Here is a 19,283-nt window from a genome sequence, read left to right on the forward strand (position 1 = left end):
CAAGCGGCCGGCACGGCCTTCACTCGTCGTCCAGCAGGTCGAACAGGTCCAGGCCGCCCTCCTCGGGGAACAGCGCGGACGCCGGGCTCTTGAGAGGTTGTTCGGTCCAGATGCATTTGCCGGTGGCGGTGTAGCGGGTGCCCCAGCGATGGGAGATCGCGGAGACCAGCTGGAGGCCGCGTCCGCCCTCGTCGGTCTCGGCGGCGCGGCGGATGCGGGGTGTGGTCTGGCTGCCGTCGGAGACTTCGCAGGTGAGGACGTTGCTGCGGAGCAGGCGCAGGTGGATGGGGCCCTTGGCGTGGCGGACGACGTTGCCGACCAGCTCGCTGACCAGCAGTTCGGTGGTCATCGAGAGGTCGTCCAGGTCCCAGGTGTGCAGCTGGGTGCGGACGTGTTCGCGGGCCTGGCCGGCGGCTTTGGGGTGTTCGGGCAGCGGCCAGCAGGCCATGTCCTCGAGCGGCAGAGCGTGGGTGCGGACGACCAGCAGGGCGGCGTCGTCGGCGGTTCCCTGCCTGCGGGGCAGCAGGGTGGCGGTGAGGCGGTCGCACAGGGATTCCAGGCACTCGACGCAGTGCTGCTCCGGCGCGGCGGTGTGATCCTGGTGTCGGCACGGCGTTCGGAGGAGCGCCCGGGTCGTGCTGCTGAGCGCCTTGGCGAGATGGATCATGCCCAGGTCGATGTCGAGGGAGGAGGATTCGACCAGGCCGTCGGTGTACAGCACCAGCAGGCTGCCTTCGGGCAGCTCCATCTCGACGGTGTCGAAGGGCGGGGTGGCGGCGCCGAGGGGTGAGTTCGGGTCGGCGTCGGGGAAGCGGATGGTGCCGTCGGGGTGGACGACGGCGGGCGGGGGGTGGCCGGCGCGGGTGAGGACGCAGGTGCGGTTGGTGGAGTCGTAGAGCAGGTACAGGCAGGTGGCGTAGAAGTCGTCGCCCAGCTCGCTGACCAGGTCGTTGAGGTGGGTGAGCAGTTCGTCGGGGGGCAGCTCCAGGTCGGCCAGGGTGCGGACCGCGGTGCGCAGGCGGCCCATGGTGACCGCCTCGGCCACGCCGTGGCCCATGACGTCGCCGATGACGATGGCGACCCGGTCCGCCGACAACGGGATGACGTCGTACCAGTCGCCGCCCACCTCCAGGTCCTTGCCGGCGGGCAGATAGCGGGCCGCCGCGGTGACCGCGGGCAGGTCGGGCAGCTCGCGCGGGAGCAGCCCGCGCTGCAGTTCCCGGGCGCGGGTGTGCTCCCGGTCGTACAGGCGGGCGCGTTCCATGGCCTGGGCGACCAGCCCGCTGAGCGCGGTGAGCAGGTTGCGCTCCTCGCCGGTGAACCGGCGCGAGTCGGTGAAGGAGACGACGCAGCTGCCCACCGGGCGTCCCGAGGCGATCAGCGGCAGGAAGGCCCACGCCTGCTTGCCGCTGACCGCCGGAAGGTCGGCCGTCGTCGGGTAGCGCTCGACGTACTCCTCCAGCGAGCTGATGAACATCGGGGTGCGCTCCCGCAGGACCCCCGTCATCGGGAGCTCCCAGGAGGCCGGCATCTGGGTCACCTGGTCGATGAACTCCTTCGGATATCCGACGAACCCCACTGGCCGCAGGTGGGGGCCCTCCAGGAAGGCGAGAAACAGTCCGGTGGCGCCGAACGCCGGCAGGATGTGATCGCCGGAGGCGTCCACGACGTCGCGAACGGTGACCGCCTCGGCCAGCGCCCTGGTCAACTGCCCGATCCGCAGGGCCCGCTCCGCGAAAGCGCGCTCGGCGTTGTGCGTCTGCGGCTCGGTGACCGTCTCCAGGACCTCATGGGCCTTGGTGACGTCCCACAGGGTGCCGATCATCCGTGCCGGCTCGCCGTTCTCGTCGAGCACCAATTGGCCGCGGACCCGCACCCAGGCGGACGTCCCGTCGGGGCGGCACACCCGGTACTCGGTGCTGTGCATCCTGCCCGTGCGGATCGCCTCGTCCATGTCGGAGAGCACCCACGGCAGGTCGTCGGGGTGGATGGTGCCCGTCCAGGTCTCGATTCGCCCGTCGAAGGCGTCCGGGGCGATGCCGAGCACGGTGGGCATCGCGTCATTCCAGATGACGTCGCCGGTCCGGATGTCCCAATCCCACGTGCCGACCTCCTGCCGGTCCTCCAGCGATGGGCCGGTGGGCTCCTCCTCCATGAGGGTCGAACCGTGCGGAGGTGCGGTGGACTTGTGCAGGCGCTCGCCGGCCCACCGGCCCAGCGCGTCGAGAAAGGCCCGCTGCCCGGCCGACGGCGGGCGCGAGACGACCGTCACGACCGACAGTGTGCCGACGGGCCCGCCGGGGCCGAGCAGCGGGACGGCGACCATCGCCGTGTCGACCGGCCAGGACCAGGATCCGGCTTCGGCCCCGCCCGGTCGCCCGCTCGCCGGCGCGCCGTGTTCGGGCACCCCATCGGCGGTGTTCGCCATGGAGACCCGTACGAACTCGCCGTCCCGGAACGCGCGCGCCGGGGCGAGCGGGCCGTTGCCGTCGATGCGCTCCCAGGTCTGGGTGAACGTCCGGGGGAGTCCGTTGGTCACCACCAGGCGCAATCCGCCGCCATATCCGGGGCTGCCGAGATGCACCATGCCGCCCAGCCCGGAGAGATCGGCTACCGCCTGCTGGATCGCGAACCGCAGGAGCTCGATCCCCCACAACTCGTCCCCGACCACGGCCAGGAGCCGTTTCCTCTCCTCGGAGGCCTGGTCCGCCTGTCTGATCCGCAGACCTGACGCATGGCGTTCGCCCATCCCCACCCCCTGCCCTTCACCACGTCACCAGGGGCTCCATCAGGGTCGAGAGCGACCCCGCGGAGCCCGGGCTCTGGGACGCGTCTGCGGCACCGATCCGGGAAAAAACCTGTATACGTCGGGGGATATGTACAGGATATAACTCCCTGCTCGCCTAGCTCATCGCCCCACATACCCGACCGCGATCAGCGCACACGCTGCGAAGACCCGGCGAGCAGCCGCGGCGCCCCGTCCCTTCCCGCAGGGCCGATGCAACAGTTCGCCTGGCAAGTCCATCTGGGAGGTGACACGGACGACGAAAGGCGAAGGCAGTTGGAAGCAGATCCCCGGTTCGCCGGGTTCGTGGCCGAGCGCGGCGATGCGCTGTTGCGTTATGGCTACGTCCTGGCCGGGAACCCGCACGACGCGGCCGACCTGGTGCAGGAGGCGCTGCTGAAGTTACGCGCCTCCTGGCCGAGGCTGCGCGCCAAGGACAATCCGGAAAGTTATGTGCGTACCACCATGGCCAGGCTGCACACGGCGGCCTGGCGGTTGCGGAGACGCGAACTGCTCGCCTGGGACCCGCCAGAACACGGCCACCACGACGCACTGCCCAGCGAGGACGAGCAGGCGATGTGGGAGGCGCTGTCCGGGTTGCCCCGCAAGCAGCGGGCGGTGCTCGTGTTGCGCTACTACGAAGGGCTGAGCGACGAGGAGATCGCGGCAGCCCTGGGGATCTCTCGTGGAACCGTGCGGAGCCAGGCGTCGCGGGCGCTCGGCAAGCTTCGTTCCGCGGTGGGCGAGCAGATCGAGGAAGGCGTCGGGTCGGAGCGCGGGGAGTGGCGATGAACGATATCGAAGAGCGGTTGAGAAGGACCCTGGGACACGCCGCCGAACGGGCGCCGCGACTGACCGCCCCGGCGGCGGAACGGCTGGAGACCGGCTATCGGCGGCGCAGGCACAGGTCCCAGGCGCTGCTCGCGGCGGCTGCCGTGGTCGTGATCGCCGGCGGGGTGGTCGTGGGCCTGCGGGCAGGCGGCGACGGGACGGCTCTGCCCGCGGTCCGCGTGTCGGACGTGCCGTCCGCGATGACCAGCGCCACCCCCGCGGAACCCGTCGAGAAGGTCTGGCCGCAGGCTGTGTGGAAAATGCCCGTCAAGGACTCCGAGGGCAGGGAACTGCACCCCGTCGCACTGACCGACGAGGGGACGCTGCTGGTCAAGGCGTGGCGCGAGGTCGAGCAGCCCGAGACCCTCTACCTCTACGACCTGGCCAAAGGAGATCTACGGAAGGTCGCGGAAGTGCCCGCGTCGGGCAAGAGCAGGACGGTCGCCGCGAACTTCAGCATGGGCGAGGGCGCGGTGGCGTGGTGGACCTGGGCGAAAACCTCCGTACGCCTCTGGACCGTGCCGCTGAGCGGCGGTCAGCCCAGGCAGGTGGCAGAGCACAAGACCGGAGGCGATGTGATCGACAACCTCGCCGTGGCGAAGGGGGCGATCGTGTTCTCCACCATGAAGGGCGGGGTGTTCAGCGTTCCCTTGAACGGGGGCCAGGTGACGCCGATCGAACGCGGTGCCGGGCTGCACTTGTTGTCCTGGCCGTGGGCGGGCTCGCCGGGCGCGTGGAGCCCCAAGGACGGAGCGCCGTTCACGCACCTGGTCAACCTGGAGACGGGGCAGACCAGCGACGCGGCCCCGGCCCGTGAGGGAGAGCAGTTGCTCGCCTGCGGCGTCGAGTCCTGCATCACGACGATGTCCGGCGGCGCCAGGGCGTTCACCCGGCTGCGTGACGGCTCGAAGCAGCAGGAGGTGCCGACCGGCTTCCAGATCCCCGAGCCGCCCAGCCAGAGCCGCTTCTACGTGCGCACCCTCAGGAGCGACACCCCCGGTCTCGGGCTCTACGACCTGAAGACCGGAACACTGGTGGACCTGGGCATCGGGAACGAGGCCGCGCGGGGCGAGGTCCCGGTCGCCGACCGGGCCGGCCGGATGATGACGTACCGGACCGGGAACACCAGGTATGTGATCGACCTGTCCAGGATCCCCTGACGGGGGCGGGGCGCGGAAGCTCGCGAGCATACGCACCGTCTCATTCCAAAACCAGCGGTAATCCGAACCTCATCGCCGCCTCCTGCCGTACATCCCCGTAAATGCTGCTCGGCAGGGGGCGCAAATGAAGCACAAGTGGCTGCTGATACCCGCGTTGCTCGTAGCACTTGTCGGCGGAGTCGCCGCGGCTCTCACCGCAGCGCCCTCGCAGAACAGCGGCCCGGTGGCCGCCATGCCGCTCATTTTCAGCACGTATCCCGAGGGCGGGCACGCGCATGTGTCCGTCGACAGCGTACGAAAAGACGGCAGGCCGAGAATATTGGCGGCCTCGCCGGGCGGCACGCTGACACTCACCGGTCTTCTTGGCAGCCAGAAAACCCAAGAAACGGTTTCGGTCGCTCGGTTCCGGATCTCTTGCTGGGTTTCGAACAATATTTCCTATACGCCCTACCAGAGGGTGGTCCTCCCGCCCCACCTCGATCCGACGGTGCATCCCGAGACGCTTCCCGTGACGGGCACCATGACCGTCCCGCCCTGTACGTCCACCGCCCGGACGCCGGACGGCGCCTACAGCGGATCCATCTGCATCGTCGTGGGCGCGAGAGAAGGCGGCGACCTCGGCGCCACGTGTGAGAAATTCCTGATCACGGACGGCGTCCTTCCCGGGCCTGAATTGCCGGCCGTGGGCGCGGCCGGCCTGGTGCCGCTGTGGCGGGCCGTGACCGAGGCGGAGCTGAAATCGCTCGAGGAAAAGGGCGCGTACAGCCTCACCCGGGGATTGGAGGGCAAGTATTTCTTTCCGACCCGGGAGCAGGCGGAGAATTTCAAGCGGCTCGCCGAAGAAAGAGGCTGGGGCACGTACGTGGTTACGGAGGCCCAGATCGAAGCACGTTACTTGGCCAAGGCGGAGTCGGTCGCAGCCGCTGGAGAGGGGCCGGCGTATTTCTTACGTGCCCGGTTCATGAATCTGGTCAAGCTGATTAGGATCATCAGGTGACGGTGCGCGCCAAAGTTCTGCTGCGGACTCCCGGGCTCCGACAGCCGATGCCGCTGCCGACGCGCTCCCTCATGGCCTGGATCGGCACTGACCCACAGGGGCGTCCGTATCTGCTGGGGGTCGAGCTCGACATCCCGGACAAGATCGCGCTGAACCCCGAGGAGAGCGACCTCGTCGCCGAGGCGGAATTCTGGTACGAGGACGCCGGCCGCTACGTGAAACCACAGGCCGAATACCGCCTCTGGTACGGGGGCGACGTCGGCACCATCAAGATCGTGGAGTTGACCGAGGAACGTTGATGCGCGTCGTGGCGCCCATCCGTTCCGCACCTCCCCACGTGGGATGCCTCCGCTTGGCACTTTCTTAACCGGCACCATACATGCAAACATCTAGGGTCCTAGCACTATAGATGTATGGAGGAAACCGGTGATCGAGTTCTATCTGGACACGAAGTCCGGCCTCTCGCCGTACCTGCAGCTGGTCCAGCAGGTACGGCACGCGCTACGGCTCGGGCTGCTGCGCGAGGGCGACCAGCTCCCGACCGTCAAGGAGGTGGTGGCGCACCTGGCGATCAACGCCAACACCGTCCTCAAGGCCTACCGGGAGCTCGAGCACGAGGGCCTGGTCGCCGCCCGGCCGGGGGTGGGGACGTTCGTGACGGCGACGCTCACCGACACCTCGCTGGCCGCGCACGGCCCGCTGCGGCTGGAACTGCGGCGCTGGCTGGCCAAGGCCCGCCGGGCCGGCCTCGACGACGAGAGCATCGAGGCCCTGTTCATGACCACGTTTCGGACCACCGCTCAGGAGGACATAGCGTGACTTCGGTCCTGCAGGCCCAGGGACTGGGCAAGAAATACGGCAAGCGCTGGGCGCTGCGCGAGTGCACCATCGACATCCCGGCGGGTCACGTCGTCGGGTTGGTCGGCCCCAACGGAGCCGGCAAGACCACGCTGCTGAAGCTGGCCAGCGGCCAGCTCGAACCGACGGCGGGCGGCATCACCGTGCTCGGCGGCAGGCCCGCCGGCGGTCCCGCGCAGCTGGCCAAGGTCGGCTTCGTCGCCCAGGACACCCCCGTCTACGCGGGGCTGGCCGTCGCCGAACACTTGCGGCTGGGAGAACGGCTCAATCCCCGCTGGGACGCCGCCTTCGCTCGGGAGCGCATCGCGCGACTCGGCCTCGTCCCCACCCAGCGGGCGGGCAAGCTGTCCGGCGGCCAGCGCGCCCAGCTCGCCCTCACCCTGGGCCTGGCCAAGCGGCCCGAGTTGCTGATCCTGGACGAGCCCGTGGCCTCGCTCGACCCGCTCGCCCGCCGCGAGTTCCTGCAGAGCTTGATGGAGGCCACCGTCGAGCACGAGTTGAGCGTCGTGCTCTCCTCCCATCTGGTCTCCGACCTGGAACGGGTCTGCGACTTCCTGATCGTGCTCGTCGACTCGCGCGTGCAGGTGGCCGGGGAGACCGACAAGCTGCTGGCCACCCACCACCGGCTCATCGGCCCACGCCGCGACCCCGACCGGCTCCCCGCCGACCAGCACGTGGTCTCCGCGCGCCACACCGACCGGCAGAGCACGTACGTCATCCGCACCGACGCCCCGATCCACGACCCCGCCTGGACGGTCACCCAGCTCAGCCTGGAGGACCTCGTCCTGGCCTACATGGACAAGCACACCGCCGAAAACCGGCGCGTCGCCCTGGAGGTGCAGCGATGATCTGGCTGACCTGGCGCCAGCTCCGCGCCTCGGCCGCGATGTTGGCCGCCGTACTCGTCATACTCGCCATCGTCTTAGCCCTGACCGGCCCGGACCTGGCCTCCCGCTACTCCGCCGGGATCACCGCCTGTACCCAGGACAACACCTGCAACCGCTTCTACGACCGCTTCTTCGGCGGGCACGAGTTTTCGTTCATGGCCGTCAGCCTCGTCGTGCTACTCCTGCCCGCTCTCGTCGGGCTCTTCTGGGGAGCACCGTTGATCACCCGCGAGCTGGAGGCGGGCACGCACCTGCTGGTGTGGAACCAGAGCATCACCCGCGCCCGCTGGCTGGCGATCAAGCTCGGGCTCACCGGCCTGACCGCCGTGGCCGCCGCCGGCTTGTGCGGCCTGATGGTGACCTGGTGGTCCGACCCCCTGGACAAGTCAGCCTCGGAAAGCCTCGCCCTGATGGCTCCCCTGGTGTTCGGCGCACGGGGCATCGCCCCGATGGGGTACGCGGCCTTCGCCTTCGTCCTGGGCATCACCGTGGGCATGCTGGTGCGCCGCACGCTGCCCGCCATGGCCCTCACCCTGGCCGTCTTCGCCGCGATCCAGCTCGCCATGCCGCTGCTTGTCCGTCCCCACCTGATGCCCCCGGTCACGTCGACCTTCGAGCTCGGCCAGACGAACGTGGACGGCATGGGCATGAACCGGGACCAAGGCGGAGCTGTGGAGATTCACCTGAGGTCGGCCGTTCCCGGCCACGCGGGCGCCTGGGTCCTGTCCGGCAGCCTGGTCGATCGGTCCGGACGCACGCTCGGCAGCGGCGGCGGCGGCGAAGTCGCCGTCCCGGTCTCCACGACGTCGGGGCCCTGCGCACCGTCGGGATCACCGTTCATGGACGCGTGCATGGCCGAGATCAACCGGCTCGGCTACCGGCAGAAGGCGACCTACCACCCCCTTGAGCGCTTCTGGCCCTTCCAGTGGATCGAGACCGGAATCTACGCTCTGCTCACCCTCGGCCTCACCTGGTTGTCCTTCTGGTGGATCCGCAGGCGCCTGTCATGACCGTCATCAGGACCGTGGCCGCCGGGCTGGCCCTCCTCCTGGCGGCGGCCTGCACGGCGCCGGCGCCGCCGCGCAGCGAGTCGAGGACGGCGGGCAGTACGGCCTGCTCGCAGCGCCAAGGTCGCCCCGGCGCGGAGACGGCCACCACGATCGACGTCATCGAGCAGGCGTACTTCTGCATCCTGGGCAACTACTACAGCGGCGCCACACTGGACGCCCGCTCGCTCCTGACCGCCGCATTCGCCGCCCTGACCCAGGAGCTCAACCGCAACGGACGCGACGTGCCCGAGGCGACCATGCCGGCGCTCACCGGTGACCGCAAGGCCGACTGGACCGCTTTCGAGACCGTCTACCGGAAGATCGCCGATCGGGCCCCCGACCTCCGCGACAAGCTGGCCATCGTCACCCTCGAGGCCATGGTGGCCGCCCTCGGCGACAACCACGCCGCCTGGGCGCACGACGTCAAGCGGCACCCCGACTACTACGACGGTGACGGCTACGGCCTGGGTCTGCAGGCGAACGTCAACGGCCCGCAGGTGGAGGGCAACCCCGGCGTCGCCGTCCCCCCGTTGTTCGTCACCACCGTGCAGGGCGGCGCGGCGCAGGCCGCCGGACTTCGCCCGGGCGACATCATCGAATCGATCAACGGATCGGCGCCCTTCATCGACGGCCAGGCCACCCCCGCGATCAAGGCCCTCTACCCGCAATACCCGCAAGCGCGCCCGGTTCGGCTGCGGCTGCTGCGGCAGAGCACCGGCCGCCGTTGGAGCGTGACGCTCAAGCCCGGCCTCTACCAGCGGGATCTGGCCGCCCTGCAAGTGGTGCAGTCGAAGCTGTTGGACGACAGCATCGCCTACGTACGAATGCGCGGGTTCGCTCCCGACTCCGCGGACAGGGTGTTCAAGGCGATCTCCAGGCTGCGCACCGGCCGGACGCTCACCGGCGTCGTGCTGGACCTGCGCGGCAACGGCGGCGGCAGCCCCCTGGAGGCGACCCGGCTGGTGAGCGCGTTCGTCCACGGCAAGGCAACCGCCTACTTGTGCACCGTGGACAACAAGTGCGAAACCTTACGGACCGACGACACCGTCGAGCTGCTCAACCTGCCGCTGGTGGCGCTCACTGACCGCAGCTGCGCCTCGGCCTGCGAGCACGTCAGTGCCGCGGTCAAGGACCTGCGCATCGGCCAGTTGGTCGGCACCAGAACCGCCGGCGTCATCTCCGGCCCGGCGCAGGGATACCTGCTCCGGAACAACACCATGCTGGGCTTCCCCGCCAGGCACCACCTGGGGCCCAATCGCGAGGTGATCGACCGGATCGGCGTGCCCCCCGACCATTACGTGCCCCTGACCCCCAAGGACGCGGCCGCCGGGCGCGACCCGGCCCTCGCCAAGGCCCTGACCTTGCTGCAGAAGTGAATGGACCTCTCGATGAGACAGATCCTGGCAGCCGCCGCAGGACTGGCCGTCCTCGCCGCGTCCGCCTGCTCAACGCCCACGCCGCCCCGCTCCGCTGCCCCATCGGCCACGCCGACCGGCCCCGCAACCCTGCCCGCCCCCACCGGCGCCCATCCGGTCGGCACCACCGCCCTGTATCTGAAGGACACTTCTCGCCCCGATCCGTGGAACCTCGACGTCGACGCCAGGGAGCTCAAGGTCACCCTGTGGTATCCGGCCAAGCAACGGGACGGGGAGCGCGCGCCGTACATGACACCGAAGGAATCGGAGCTCGCCATGAGGCGCTATGGGATCGCGGGCGTCCCGCACGACACGCTGAGCAAGACGCGCACGAACGCCATCAAAGACGCCGAACCCACAGGGCGGAAGCTTCCGCTGGTGGTGCTCTCCCCCGGCTTCACCAATCCGATGAGCACCCTCACCTCGCTGGCCGAGGACCTGGCCAGCCGCGGGTATGTCGTGGCCGGGATCGACCACACCTACGAAAGCTACGCCACCACCTTCCCCGACGGGAGGGTCGCCGAATGTCTCGCCTGCGACAGCGACACCGACCCGGGCTTCGGCACGGGGGTGGTCGCGGGCCGGGCGGCCGACGTCTCCTTCGTGCTCGACCAGCTGCCCTCGAAGTGGGACGGTTCCGACCGGATCGACCGCTCCCAAATCGCGATGGTCGGCCAGTCGATCGGCGGGGCCAGTGCCATGGCGGCCATGGTGAAGGACTCCCGGGTGCGGGCCGGGATCGACATGGACGGCACCACCTACGCCCGGATCCCCAAGAGCGGATTCTCCCGGCCGTTCATGTTCCTGGGTTCGCCACAGCACGTTCCCGGCGGCCGCGACACTTCGTGGGACCGCGACTGGAAGCTGCTCACCGGGTGGAAGCGCTGGGTCGTGCTGTCCGGCGCGGAACACCAGTCCTTCACCGACGGCCCGCTGATGGCGGGCGCCTTCGGCATCACGCCTGCCTACGGCGTTCTGCCCGCGGCCCGTGCCGCCGAGCTCACCCGCACGTACGTGGCGGCCTTCCTCGACCAGCACCTGAAGTCGCGGCGGCAGCCCCTGCTGGACAAGCCGTCATCGCGTTACCCAGAGGTGAAGTTCTGCCCTGCGGGCTGCGGCCAATCGTGAGGCCGCTCCCGGGCCCCGACACCCCGGCGATCCGGTAGCAGAGCCCGGGGCAGGCCGTCGTCCGGCCGGACATCGAACCCGCCCCATGCGGGTGACGCACCGGGACCTGAAACCGGCCAACGTGCTACTGGGCCCGGGCGGTCCCCCGGTCATCGACTTCGGCATCGCCCGTACGGAGGCGATGTCCAGCAGCACGGCCGGGCAGATCAAGGGCACCGTGCAGTGGATGGCGCCCGAGCTCTTCCGGGGCCGGCGTCCCTCGGCTGCCGTGGGCGTGGGGCGCGATCGCGACGAACCACTCCGCCCCCTGGTGACCGCGGCGTCGTCCAAAGACCCGCTGGCCGGCCGAAGGCCGAGGAACTGCTTCTCGGCCTGATGGGTGGCGCGGACCTGGCTTTCGCCGGTCTCGAGGCCAAGGCGTGCTGCGGCGTCATCGGCGCCGGTCTGATCCCCTGACCAAGGGCCGACTACTCGAAGGCGGTGTGGAGCTGGGTCATGGTGTGCTCGACACGGCTCTTGTTTCCGACGACCACGTAGGTCTCGTAGTTGACCTTGTCTCCCCTGTCCATGGCTCCACTGGGGCTGGTGACCTGGATGGTGTTCTCGCCGAAGTGGCCGTTGTAGTCCATGGGCGGGCGGGTCATCGTGTAGTAGTAAGCCTTGTCGCCGAGAACTTCGGGCTTGACGTACATGCCGAGGCAGTAGTGGCCGTCGTCCGTGCAACGGACCATGGGGTCCTTGCTCGCGTGAGAGTCCACGGGCTTGGGCGACAGGCGACCGGTGGCGGGGCTGTAGGAGAATACCTTCGTGAAATCCGGCTGCAGGTAGGCGACGAGGACGCCACTGAAGTGATCGTGTCGCTCGTCGTCCGAGGTGATCGTGGCGGCAGCGCGGAAGACGTTCTCCAGCGCGGGCACGTCATGATCGGGGGCGAGCTCGATCTCGGTCTGCAGCCAGTACGGCGACAGGCCCATGGTGAACGGGACGCGCTTGTCCTGGTGGTCGGCGCTGCGGCAGTTGCCCCAGCCCGGTTTCGTGTCCGCGAGGGTCACGTACATCGCGGGCCTCACCGCCGTGCGGATGGAGCTGCCCGACCCGGCCATGGTGTAGAGCGCGCTCGTGCTGGGACCGTGGTAGGGAGGCGGCTGTTCCACGTCGTCCATGCGGGTGCCGGCCTGCGTGGGGTTGTAGCACTCGGTCGCCGCCTCACCCTTCTGCCAGGCGTGGAAGGCGTATTGGAAAGCGGCGCCGTGGCCGCCGCTGGAGATGAACTCCTTGTCGTTCACCTTGACCGACGCGATCGCGCCGGCCAGCGCCGTCGACGTCGTGACCGCCAGCGTGTTGCGCTTGTCGACCAGGACGGACGCCGTGACGTCCTGGAACGTCCGGTCGTAGTTCTTCTTCGTGGCGCATTTGGACTTGTAGGTGAGCACGAAGTCGTTGTAGGCCGGGCTGCTTCGTGGCGGTGCCTCGCACGAGCTCTGCGCGGCTGTCGCTGCCACGGGAGTGACCAGCGGCGTCATGACCGTGACCGCGGCCAGTACGGCCCACTGCCGGAGGGATCTCATGATCGGATTGAACCGGCGTCCGGCGACGCGGCGGGATCTGTTTAAGAAAGGGGTAAATGTCGGGGGTTGCCGGTGCGAGTGGCCTATGGTGACGCCGTCGGTGAGCAACCGTCGGCGGGCAGGGCGATGGCTGCGGTAGGAGGAGATGTCATCTGACACGGGTAGCCCTTTCTTGGCAAGGAATCGGCTGCTGATCCAGTGGCGAGGAAACCGCGGAGAGCCTCTGATTCGGCCTCCACAGCGTGACGCTCTGCGGCCGACAGGCTCGTGAACGCCTCTACTCGCACCTGTCCGTCCCGGAGTGTCTAGACACCACGCCAGAGTCCGTCCACGAGCAAGGTGCCTGTCCTGGCGCCGTTGCCGGGCGGCAGCGGCACTTTCCTCCCGTCCGGGATCACCCGGGATCGGTCCGCGTGCGACAGCAGCAGGTTGTCGTATTCGGGCAGGAAGCGTGGCGGCGCGGGCGTGTCCGGGTCGGGCCGCGGTGCATGTGGCAGATCGAACAGCTCGCGGCCGGCCTCGTCACGGAATGTGATCAACTCCATTCGCCCGATGACCTCGCGCAGACGGGTCAGTCCGGACCAACGTTGTACGTCCGCGACGCTCGCCGGGCCATATCCGGCGAGATAGCGACGGACCAGTTCCTCAGCTGAGGGGCCGGGATCGGGAGACCGGCCGAGGAAACTCTCTGTCGTGCTCCACTTCGTGGGCCCCGATCGGCCCCACAGGCCGCGGGGCGGTACCTGCACCAGTGCAAGGTGGTGCGTTGCCGCATAGGCGAGGACTGTCGGCTGCACATCCGGCCACCGTTTCGCGAGCGCACGCCCGAGCTCGGCGCGGGTGTGTGGTGTCTCGTCCAGAATCTTCCTGGCCAAGCTCAGTAGCTCCGTCTGATCCACCCCGGTGGCGCGGCCGCCGAAGTGCGCAGCGAAGTCTCGCGCGTGTACCGACGTGAACAGGTGATACCAGGACAGGGCATCACGGGCGCTGACCAGGTGCACGGTGTTGCGCATCAACTGGGCACGGACGGCTGTTCGCTCCGCGATCAGCGTCGTCACGTCGGCGGCCCGAAACCCTGCCAGCCGGGACCACAGGCCGACGTAAGGAGCGAGCGGCGCCTGCGCCTGCATCCCCGCCAACTGCTCGATCGCATCCAGCGCCGGCAGCTCGGCTCGCTGCAGCAGGAACTGGCGAGCCAGCGTGGCCCTGTTCAGGCCACGCTGACTGAGCACGTCGGTCATCGGAGCCCGTCGAAGAAGGCGGACAGGTCTTCGGCCAGCTGCGCCGGCGCCTCCATGGCGGGGAAGTGTCGACCATGCTCGTGCTCCACCCAGTGCACGTCCTCAGCGGGGCCGATGAGGCGGCGAGCCGTCGGGTCCGCCCCGAAGACCGAATACCCCTGCGGCACCGTGGGCGGCGCTCCCCAGTCCTGGGTGTGGGCCTGTTCGTACAGGAAGCGCGCCGCGGACACGCCCGAGCCGGTGAACCAGTACACACTGATGTTGGTGAGCAGTTGATCCCGGTCGATCGGCAGGTCGGTCCACAGTTCGAAGCATTCCGCGATCCATGCCAGCTGCATAACGGGCGAGTCGGTCAGACCGTACCCCATGGTCTGCGGACGGGTGTTCTGGATAGCCAGATAGCCGGAGTCGTTGCGGCGGAACTGCTCGATCCGATCCAGAGCCAGCTTGTCGACCGTGTCGTCCGGGTTCAGTTGGTTCGCGATCCAAGGCATGAAAGTCGCAGTGGCTGCGGCGGTGTAAGGGTCCGTGACCACGTGGATGCCGATGACGTGCTCGCCGTCCAGCCCGCCGACAGCGCCGGAGATCCCGGCACCGACGTCGCCGCCGTGTACGCCGTATCGGTTGTAGCCGAGCCGCGCCATCAGCTCCACCCAGGCTCGAGCGGTGCGGCCCATCGCCCACCCGCGTTCCCGCAACGGCGTGGAGAATCCAAAGCCTGGCAGCGAGGGAATCACGACGTGGAAGCCCCGGTCCACGAGCTCCGGGATCACCTTTTCGAACTCGACGAACGAGCTGGGGTAGCCATGCGTGATCAACAGAGGGATCGCATCGTCGTGTTCGGACCTGACGTGCAGGAAGTGAATGCGCTGGCCGTCGATCTCTGTGATGAACTGGGGGAACCGATTCAACCGCGCCTCAGCAGCCCGCCAGTCATACCCTGTGCACCAGTACTCGGCCAGCTCTCTGACCGTCTTCAGTGGGATGCCCTGGCTCCACTCGACCCCCGGCATCTCGTCGGGCCATCGGGTACGGCGCAGCCGGTCGGTCAGGCCTTCCAGATCGGCCTGCGGAATGTCGATGCTGAACGATTGGACTCCGGCGTTCATTGTCCTCTTTCTTATCTGCCTGTGACGGCGTTGTTCGCCAAGGGGCAGCGCCGCGTCCCGTGTTGCCCGTCTTGGCGGGGTCGCTGATGTAGTTGTCGCGCCCGCGGTCCGGCCGAACGTGTTCGTGCTGGTCATGCTCTTCCCCACGCTTCTGAATGCGCCCCCGGACAGTGCGGATCACCGGCCGCATCACCGCAACACCAACCCCAGTTGTTGCAAATATCGCAACAAACGATGATATAATTGATGAGATGGCCCCAAGGGTAAGGTCTCCTTCTCCCGCGGCGCAATAAGAAAGAGGGCATTTCAAAAATGTCGAAAACGTTCATGCGGGGCTTGGCTCTGTTGGAGGCCATCGATCGATGGGGACCGATCACGGTCACCGAACTGGCCCGCCACCTGGGCATTGACAAGGCCATCGTGTCCAGGATGGTCACCGCCTGCCAACGCGACGGCTGGGTGATACGTCACGAAGGCCGCATCGTTCTGGGGCCGCGCGCCAGCCTGCTCGGCCACGGCGGGCCCATGGATCAGAGCGTGCGCCAAGCCGAACCGCTGGTGCACGCCATCGCCGGCGTCACCGGCCTGATGACACAGGCCTACGGCCTGGTCGGCACACAAGCGGTGGCGTTCGCCTCCGCGAAGGGCCCGGGCCCGTCGCTGAACCCCGGCCTGGGCACCTTCACCCCGCTGTGGGTCACAGCAGCCGGCCGATCGATCGCCGCCCAACTCGACGAAGCCACCCTTGACGCGATCCTGCCGTCCGACCCGCTCCCCGACACCAGGGACGTCATCGCCGGCCTCGGCCCCGAGTTCGTCGCCTACCTCTCCTCCACCGTCGACCCCGATGAAGACACCCACCCGGCGTTGCCGCGCACCCACGCGGAACTGCGGCGGGAACTGGAGGCCATCAGGCGCGACGGGATCGCCTCCGATCCCGGCCAGCTCTCCCCCCAGATTGCCTGCATCGCCGTTCCCTGGCACCACGCCGCCCTACCCGCCGCACTGGCCTGCGTGGGCCCGGCCACAGACATCGCACGCAGTCGGGTCCTCATCACCACCTTGCTCAAGGCCGCCGTCAAGCGGACCGCCACGGCCCACAGCATCACCACGGCAGCGGCCGAGATCATCGCGGAGCCCACGTCCTAAAGCTTGTGGGGTATAGGACTTCTCCACGCTCACGTGGAGCAATCGTGACCCGAGCCGATCAACGTGACCGTGGCCAGGTCCTCCCAGCCGTACCAGCGGCTGCGATGCCCGGACGTCACCGGCGGGCAGGGGCTTCTGAGAGGGTGCGCCAGGGGGCCTGGTACGCCCATTGCCAGGCGAGCTCGAGTGGGCCGCGGGTGAAGCGGCGCAGCCACAGCGTGGCCAGGGTGACGAAGAGCAGGCAGATCACGGCCCACGCCGCGGGCACCCACCAAGGACGCAGCGTGTCGAGTCGTTCCGCGAGGCCGAGGCCCCAGCCGTAACAGAGCGCGCCGGCCGCGAGGTTCTGGAAGACGTAGCAGGACAGCGCGGTGCGTCCCACGTTCGTGACGCCTCTGAGCACCGGGCCGGGTGCTTTGTCGCGGTTGAGAAGGATTGAGGTGATCAGTCCCAGCAGGCCGAGGGCGACCAGGGGCGCGAGGAGGTAGCGGTCGACGGCGAACCAGGTGGGGCCGGCGTACGCGGTGAGGAGGTTCAGCGGCGCACCGACGCCCAGCCCCGTCACGGTGAGCCTCCGGCGCAGGGCCGCGCCGCGCTCCTCGAACAGGCCCGCGCGCAGCAGCAGGGCGCCCAGGAGGAACAGCATGATGCCCATGGGGATGATGAAGATCAGCTCCAGGCGGTACAGGACGGCGTTGTGGAGGCGGGAGAGCACCTGGTCGGGCCAGCTGCCCTGGGTGTAGAGCAGGCCGGCGGCGCTGGAGGAGGTCTCGTCGTCCGCGGACAGCAGGGCCAGCGTGAGCAAGCCGACCAGGGTGACGTGGAGGGCGCCGGCGGCGATCATCCAGGTCTTGACGGCGCGGTCGCTCCTGCCGATCAGGTAGGCGACGATCATGGAGGTGACCGCGTAGCCCATGAGCACGTCGAACTCGAAAATCAGGATGAAGTGCAGCGTGCCCTCCACCAACAGCAGGGTGGCGCGCCACAGGTAACGGCCGGGCCAGACCAGACCTCTGCGCACAGCGCTGCGGTACTGCAGCTCCATGCCGATGCCGAACAGCAGCGTCAGCAGGCCCAGGAACTTCCCGTTGGACAGGAACCGCAGGAACGTCTCCACGGCCCCGGCCTCGGTGAACCCCAGGATCCCGGCAGGACCGGCCGGATCGGTGAAGATCCAGATGTTGGTCCCGAGCGTGCCCATGATCGCGATACCGCGCAGCACGTCCAGCGCGTCTATTCGTTTCGCCACAGCTAGAAGCCTCGCCGGGCCGGCCCGCGTCGGCGTCGTCCCGTCAGACGAAACCGGCCGTACATCGATCGATGGACGGCCGCATACCTTGGTCGCGTCTCCGGCTGGTCACATTCCGCCGGACACCGGCACCACTGCTCCGGTGATGTCGCCGTTGGCCGCCGAGGCGAGGAAGGTCACGGTGTTGGCCACGTCGGAGGGGGTGGAGAAGCGGCCGGTCGCCGTGTTGTCCAGCATCTTGGCGGCCATGGAGTTGGCGGCCATCAGGGCGGCCCGCTCCTCGGGCGTGGTGCCGCCGGGGGCGACGACGTTGCTGAGCGCGCCGGAGCGTCCGGCTTCGGCGGCGAGGCTGTGACCTGCTGCGGCGACTCGTGGACGAGGAATGGCCCCTCGCGTCTCGTGGCGCCGCCGGGTGGGGCGGGAGCGGGGTCCATCCTGCGTGCATGATGATCACGGACGCGGAGCTGGCTGTGACGGCGGCGCGGGCGGGAGCCGCCGTCGTGCGCGGCATGTACGGCGCGTCGCTGACGCGGTTCGAGAAATCCGCCGGCGACTTCGCCACGGCCGCGGACATCGAGGCGGAGAAGGCGATCATCGACGTCGTCCGCACGGCCCGGCCGGACGATGCCGTGACGGGCGAGGAGAGCGGGCGCACGGGCTCCGGCGCGGCGGCGCGGATGTGGTTGGTCGACCCCCTGTGCGGCACGTCGAACTATGCCGTGCGGAACATGCTGGTCGTGGTGAACGTCGCCCTGCGCGTGGGCTCGGAGGTCGCGGTGCATCCGCCGTTCCCGAACGAGCCGGGCTTCCGGGCGGTTCGGCTGCTCGGCGATCCGGGGTTCGCCGAGAGGTTCCGGCCGCGCGTCGTCTCCACCACCCTGGCGGTGGCCTGGGTCGCCGCCGGCCGGCGGGCCGCGTACGTCACCGATGGCCGCCTCCTGCACGACAGCGTGCACTTCGCCGCCGGGATCGCGTTGTGCCGGGCCGCCGGATGCGTGGTGACCGGCCTCGACGGCCGGCCGCCGCACACCGGAGCAGGCGGGCTCGTCGTGGCGGCCGACCGGGAGACGCATGCCGCATTGCTGGACCTCATCGGCGAACAGCTCACCCTTCGGTGACCAGGCGGTCCAGGGAGGTGGTGGGCAGGGCGATCCACCCCTCCGTGGCGGCCGGTCCGGCCTGCTCGCCCTCCGGCACGGTCACGAGCTCGAGAGCGGACGCACGGGCGGCGAGCGCCGACACGACGGCGTCGGTGGCGTCGTCCGAGGCCCTGCAGAGCGCTTCGTACTCGCCCAGGTCCAGCCAGGGCGCCGCCTCCAGCAGCCGATCCACGAGCCGGCCCAGCTCGGTCAGGTTGGCCACCCGCTTGTAGCCCCGGAACGGCAGCTCCCACCGCTTCAGGCAGGCCGCCGGATACACCTCCACCACGGCCCCGCCGCCCCGGCGGTCCACCGGCCGGCCGCGCCGTGCCAGCTCGGCCAGGAGGGCGGCGCACCGCATGGTGGCATGGCCGATGCGATCGGCCGACACGCTCAACGGCGTCAGCCCGGTCTGCGCGTGCACCACCTGGTCGGTGACGCGCAACGCCAGGTCCCGCCGCCAGACCCGGCCCGCCAGCCCCTCCGGCACCCGGACGTGGCCGGCGCGGTGCGCGCTCACGAACTCGACGAATCGGTCCGGCCAGCCGAACGGGCAGTCGATCCCGGCCTTGCTCGCACCCGTCACGGCCTCGACGATCAGGCCGTCGTCCGCCCCGAGCTCCACCCTGACCAGCCGAGCACCGGCGGACGACCAGTCGAGCCACGCCACGGCGGTCCGAGCCGCCTCAGCGGCGAGATCGATCCCGACCGTCACCAT

General features: G+C 69.2%; 19 protein-coding genes. 12 read left to right on the top strand and 7 right to left on the bottom strand.

Annotated elements, in window-relative coordinates:
- Nucleotides 1-19: 19 nt before the first annotated feature.
- Complete coding sequence (locus ID574_RS39900) at nucleotides 20-2,749, bottom strand: SpoIIE family protein phosphatase (RefSeq protein WP_188194213.1); 2,730 nt, start codon at nucleotides 2,747-2,749, stop codon at nucleotides 20-22.
- 312 nt (nucleotides 2,750-3,061) lie between these two features.
- Between ID574_RS39900 and ID574_RS39905 the strand changes: the two genes are divergently transcribed.
- The 10 genes from ID574_RS39905 to ID574_RS39950 all read left to right on the top strand — a co-directional run bounded on the left by ID574_RS39905 (nucleotide 3,062) and on the right by ID574_RS39950 (nucleotide 11,486).
- Nucleotides 3,062-3,577 (top strand): SigE family RNA polymerase sigma factor, encoded by a 516-nt coding sequence (locus ID574_RS39905; protein WP_188194214.1) that lies wholly within the window; start codon nucleotides 3,062-3,064, stop codon nucleotides 3,575-3,577.
- Nucleotides 3,574-4,776 (top strand): TolB-like translocation protein, encoded by a 1,203-nt coding sequence (locus tag ID574_RS39910; protein WP_188194215.1) that lies wholly within the window; start codon nucleotides 3,574-3,576, stop codon nucleotides 4,774-4,776. Before ID574_RS39905 ends, ID574_RS39910 begins: the two co-directional genes overlap by 4 nt.
- Nucleotides 4,777-4,900: 124 nt before the next feature.
- Complete coding sequence (locus ID574_RS39915; protein WP_188194216.1) at nucleotides 4,901-5,773, top strand: hypothetical protein; 873 nt, start codon at nucleotides 4,901-4,903, stop codon at nucleotides 5,771-5,773.
- The gene (locus tag ID574_RS39920) at nucleotides 5,770-6,072 is read left to right on the top strand and encodes a hypothetical protein (protein ID WP_188194217.1); all 303 of its coding nucleotides are present in this window, start codon (nucleotides 5,770-5,772) and stop codon (nucleotides 6,070-6,072) included. The genes ID574_RS39915 and ID574_RS39920 overlap by 4 nt, the downstream gene beginning before the upstream one ends.
- A gap of 127 nt (nucleotides 6,073-6,199) precedes the next feature.
- The gene (locus ID574_RS39925; RefSeq protein WP_188194218.1) at nucleotides 6,200-6,592 is read left to right on the top strand and encodes a GntR family transcriptional regulator; all 393 of its coding nucleotides are present in this window, start codon (nucleotides 6,200-6,202) and stop codon (nucleotides 6,590-6,592) included.
- Nucleotides 6,589-7,479 (top strand): ABC transporter ATP-binding protein, encoded by an 891-nt coding sequence (locus ID574_RS39930; RefSeq protein WP_188194219.1) that lies wholly within the window; start codon nucleotides 6,589-6,591, stop codon nucleotides 7,477-7,479. The genes ID574_RS39925 and ID574_RS39930 overlap by 4 nt, the downstream gene beginning before the upstream one ends.
- Nucleotides 7,476-8,528 carry an ABC transporter permease gene (locus ID574_RS39935; RefSeq protein ID WP_188194220.1) on the top strand — a complete coding sequence of 351 codons (1,053 nt, stop codon included), beginning with the start codon at nucleotides 7,476-7,478 and terminating at the stop codon, nucleotides 8,526-8,528. The genes ID574_RS39930 and ID574_RS39935 overlap by 4 nt, the downstream gene beginning before the upstream one ends.
- On the top strand, nucleotides 8,525-9,943 hold the full coding sequence (locus tag ID574_RS39940; RefSeq protein ID WP_188194221.1) for a S41 family peptidase: 1,419 nt from the start codon (nucleotides 8,525-8,527) through the stop codon (nucleotides 9,941-9,943). The genes ID574_RS39935 and ID574_RS39940 overlap by 4 nt, the downstream gene beginning before the upstream one ends.
- 12 nt (nucleotides 9,944-9,955) lie before the next feature.
- Nucleotides 9,956-11,110: an alpha/beta hydrolase family protein gene (locus tag ID574_RS39945; protein ID WP_188194222.1), complete on the top strand. Its 1,155-nt coding sequence runs from the start codon at nucleotides 9,956-9,958 to the stop codon at nucleotides 11,108-11,110.
- A gap of 85 nt (nucleotides 11,111-11,195) precedes the next feature.
- Nucleotides 11,196-11,486: a protein kinase domain-containing protein gene (locus ID574_RS39950; RefSeq protein WP_223167562.1), complete on the top strand. Its 291-nt coding sequence runs from the start codon at nucleotides 11,196-11,198 to the stop codon at nucleotides 11,484-11,486.
- A gap of 91 nt (nucleotides 11,487-11,577) precedes the next feature.
- Here the strand turns inward: ID574_RS39950 and ID574_RS39955 are convergent, their stop codons facing one another.
- The 3 genes from ID574_RS39955 to ID574_RS39965 all read right to left on the bottom strand — a co-directional run bounded on the left by ID574_RS39955 (nucleotide 11,578) and on the right by ID574_RS39965 (nucleotide 15,028).
- Entirely contained in the window at nucleotides 11,578-12,678 is a 1,101-nt protein-coding gene (locus tag ID574_RS39955) for a hypothetical protein (protein WP_188194223.1), read from the bottom strand.
- 305 nt (nucleotides 12,679-12,983) lie between these two features.
- Nucleotides 12,984-13,919: a winged helix DNA-binding domain-containing protein gene (locus ID574_RS39960; RefSeq protein WP_188194224.1), complete on the bottom strand. Its 936-nt coding sequence runs from the start codon at nucleotides 13,917-13,919 to the stop codon at nucleotides 12,984-12,986.
- Nucleotides 13,916-15,028, bottom strand: a complete 1,113-nt coding sequence (locus ID574_RS39965) for an epoxide hydrolase family protein (protein ID WP_188194225.1) — start codon at nucleotides 15,026-15,028, stop codon at nucleotides 13,916-13,918. Before ID574_RS39965 ends, ID574_RS39960 begins: the two co-directional genes overlap by 4 nt.
- A gap of 336 nt (nucleotides 15,029-15,364) precedes the next feature.
- On the opposite strand from ID574_RS39965, the gene ID574_RS39970 reads away from it, so the two are divergent.
- Nucleotides 15,365-16,177, top strand: coding sequence for an IclR family transcriptional regulator (locus tag ID574_RS39970; RefSeq protein WP_188194226.1), 813 nt, complete (start codon nucleotides 15,365-15,367; stop codon nucleotides 16,175-16,177).
- A gap of 115 nt (nucleotides 16,178-16,292) precedes the next feature.
- On the opposite strand, the gene ID574_RS39975 is transcribed toward ID574_RS39970, so the two are convergent.
- Nucleotides 16,293-17,426 carry a DUF418 domain-containing protein gene (locus ID574_RS39975; RefSeq protein ID WP_223167563.1) on the bottom strand — a complete coding sequence of 378 codons (1,134 nt, stop codon included), beginning with the start codon at nucleotides 17,424-17,426 and terminating at the stop codon, nucleotides 16,293-16,295.
- 108 nt (nucleotides 17,427-17,534) lie between these two features.
- Nucleotides 17,535-17,810 (bottom strand): SDR family oxidoreductase, encoded by a 276-nt coding sequence (locus ID574_RS39980; RefSeq protein ID WP_188194360.1) that lies wholly within the window; start codon nucleotides 17,808-17,810, stop codon nucleotides 17,535-17,537.
- A gap of 59 nt (nucleotides 17,811-17,869) precedes the next feature.
- On the opposite strand from ID574_RS39980, the gene ID574_RS39985 reads away from it, so the two are divergent.
- Nucleotides 17,870-18,544 (top strand): inositol monophosphatase family protein, encoded by a 675-nt coding sequence (locus tag ID574_RS39985; protein ID WP_188194227.1) that lies wholly within the window; start codon nucleotides 17,870-17,872, stop codon nucleotides 18,542-18,544.
- Here the strand turns inward: ID574_RS39985 and ID574_RS39990 are convergent.
- Nucleotides 18,531-19,283 (bottom strand): DUF429 domain-containing protein, encoded by a 753-nt coding sequence (locus tag ID574_RS39990; protein ID WP_188194228.1) that lies wholly within the window; start codon nucleotides 19,281-19,283, stop codon nucleotides 18,531-18,533. The two genes, ID574_RS39985 and ID574_RS39990, sit on opposite strands and share 14 nt — an antisense overlap.

Source organism: Nonomuraea sp. SYSU D8015 (genome assembly GCF_008065375.1).
Classification (GTDB): domain Bacteria; phylum Actinomycetota; class Actinomycetes; order Streptosporangiales; family Streptosporangiaceae; genus Nonomuraea.

Coding starts and splice junctions, on each gene's coding strand:
- ID574_RS39900 (WP_188194213.1), bottom strand. CDS start 2,749: ATGGGCGAACGCCATGCGTCAGGTCTGCGGATCAGACAGGCGGACCAG.
- ID574_RS39910 (WP_188194215.1), top strand. CDS start 3,574: ATGAACGATATCGAAGAGCGGTTGAGAAGGACCCTGGGACACGCCGCC.
- ID574_RS39915 (WP_188194216.1), top strand. CDS start 4,901: ATGAAGCACAAGTGGCTGCTGATACCCGCGTTGCTCGTAGCACTTGTC.
- ID574_RS39935 (WP_188194220.1), top strand. CDS start 7,476: ATGATCTGGCTGACCTGGCGCCAGCTCCGCGCCTCGGCCGCGATGTTG.
- ID574_RS39940 (WP_188194221.1), top strand. CDS start 8,525: ATGACCGTCATCAGGACCGTGGCCGCCGGGCTGGCCCTCCTCCTGGCG.
- ID574_RS39945 (WP_188194222.1), top strand. CDS start 9,956: ATGAGACAGATCCTGGCAGCCGCCGCAGGACTGGCCGTCCTCGCCGCG.
- ID574_RS39950 (WP_223167562.1), top strand. CDS start 11,196: ATGCGGGTGACGCACCGGGACCTGAAACCGGCCAACGTGCTACTGGGC.
- ID574_RS39955 (WP_188194223.1), bottom strand. CDS start 12,678: ATGAGATCCCTCCGGCAGTGGGCCGTACTGGCCGCGGTCACGGTCATG.
- ID574_RS39960 (WP_188194224.1), bottom strand. CDS start 13,919: ATGACCGACGTGCTCAGTCAGCGTGGCCTGAACAGGGCCACGCTGGCT.
- ID574_RS39965 (WP_188194225.1), bottom strand. CDS start 15,028: ATGAACGCCGGAGTCCAATCGTTCAGCATCGACATTCCGCAGGCCGAT.
- ID574_RS39985 (WP_188194227.1), top strand. CDS start 17,870: ATGATGATCACGGACGCGGAGCTGGCTGTGACGGCGGCGCGGGCGGGA.
- ID574_RS39990 (WP_188194228.1), bottom strand. CDS start 19,283: ATGGTGACGGTCGGGATCGATCTCGCCGCTGAGGCGGCTCGGACCGCC.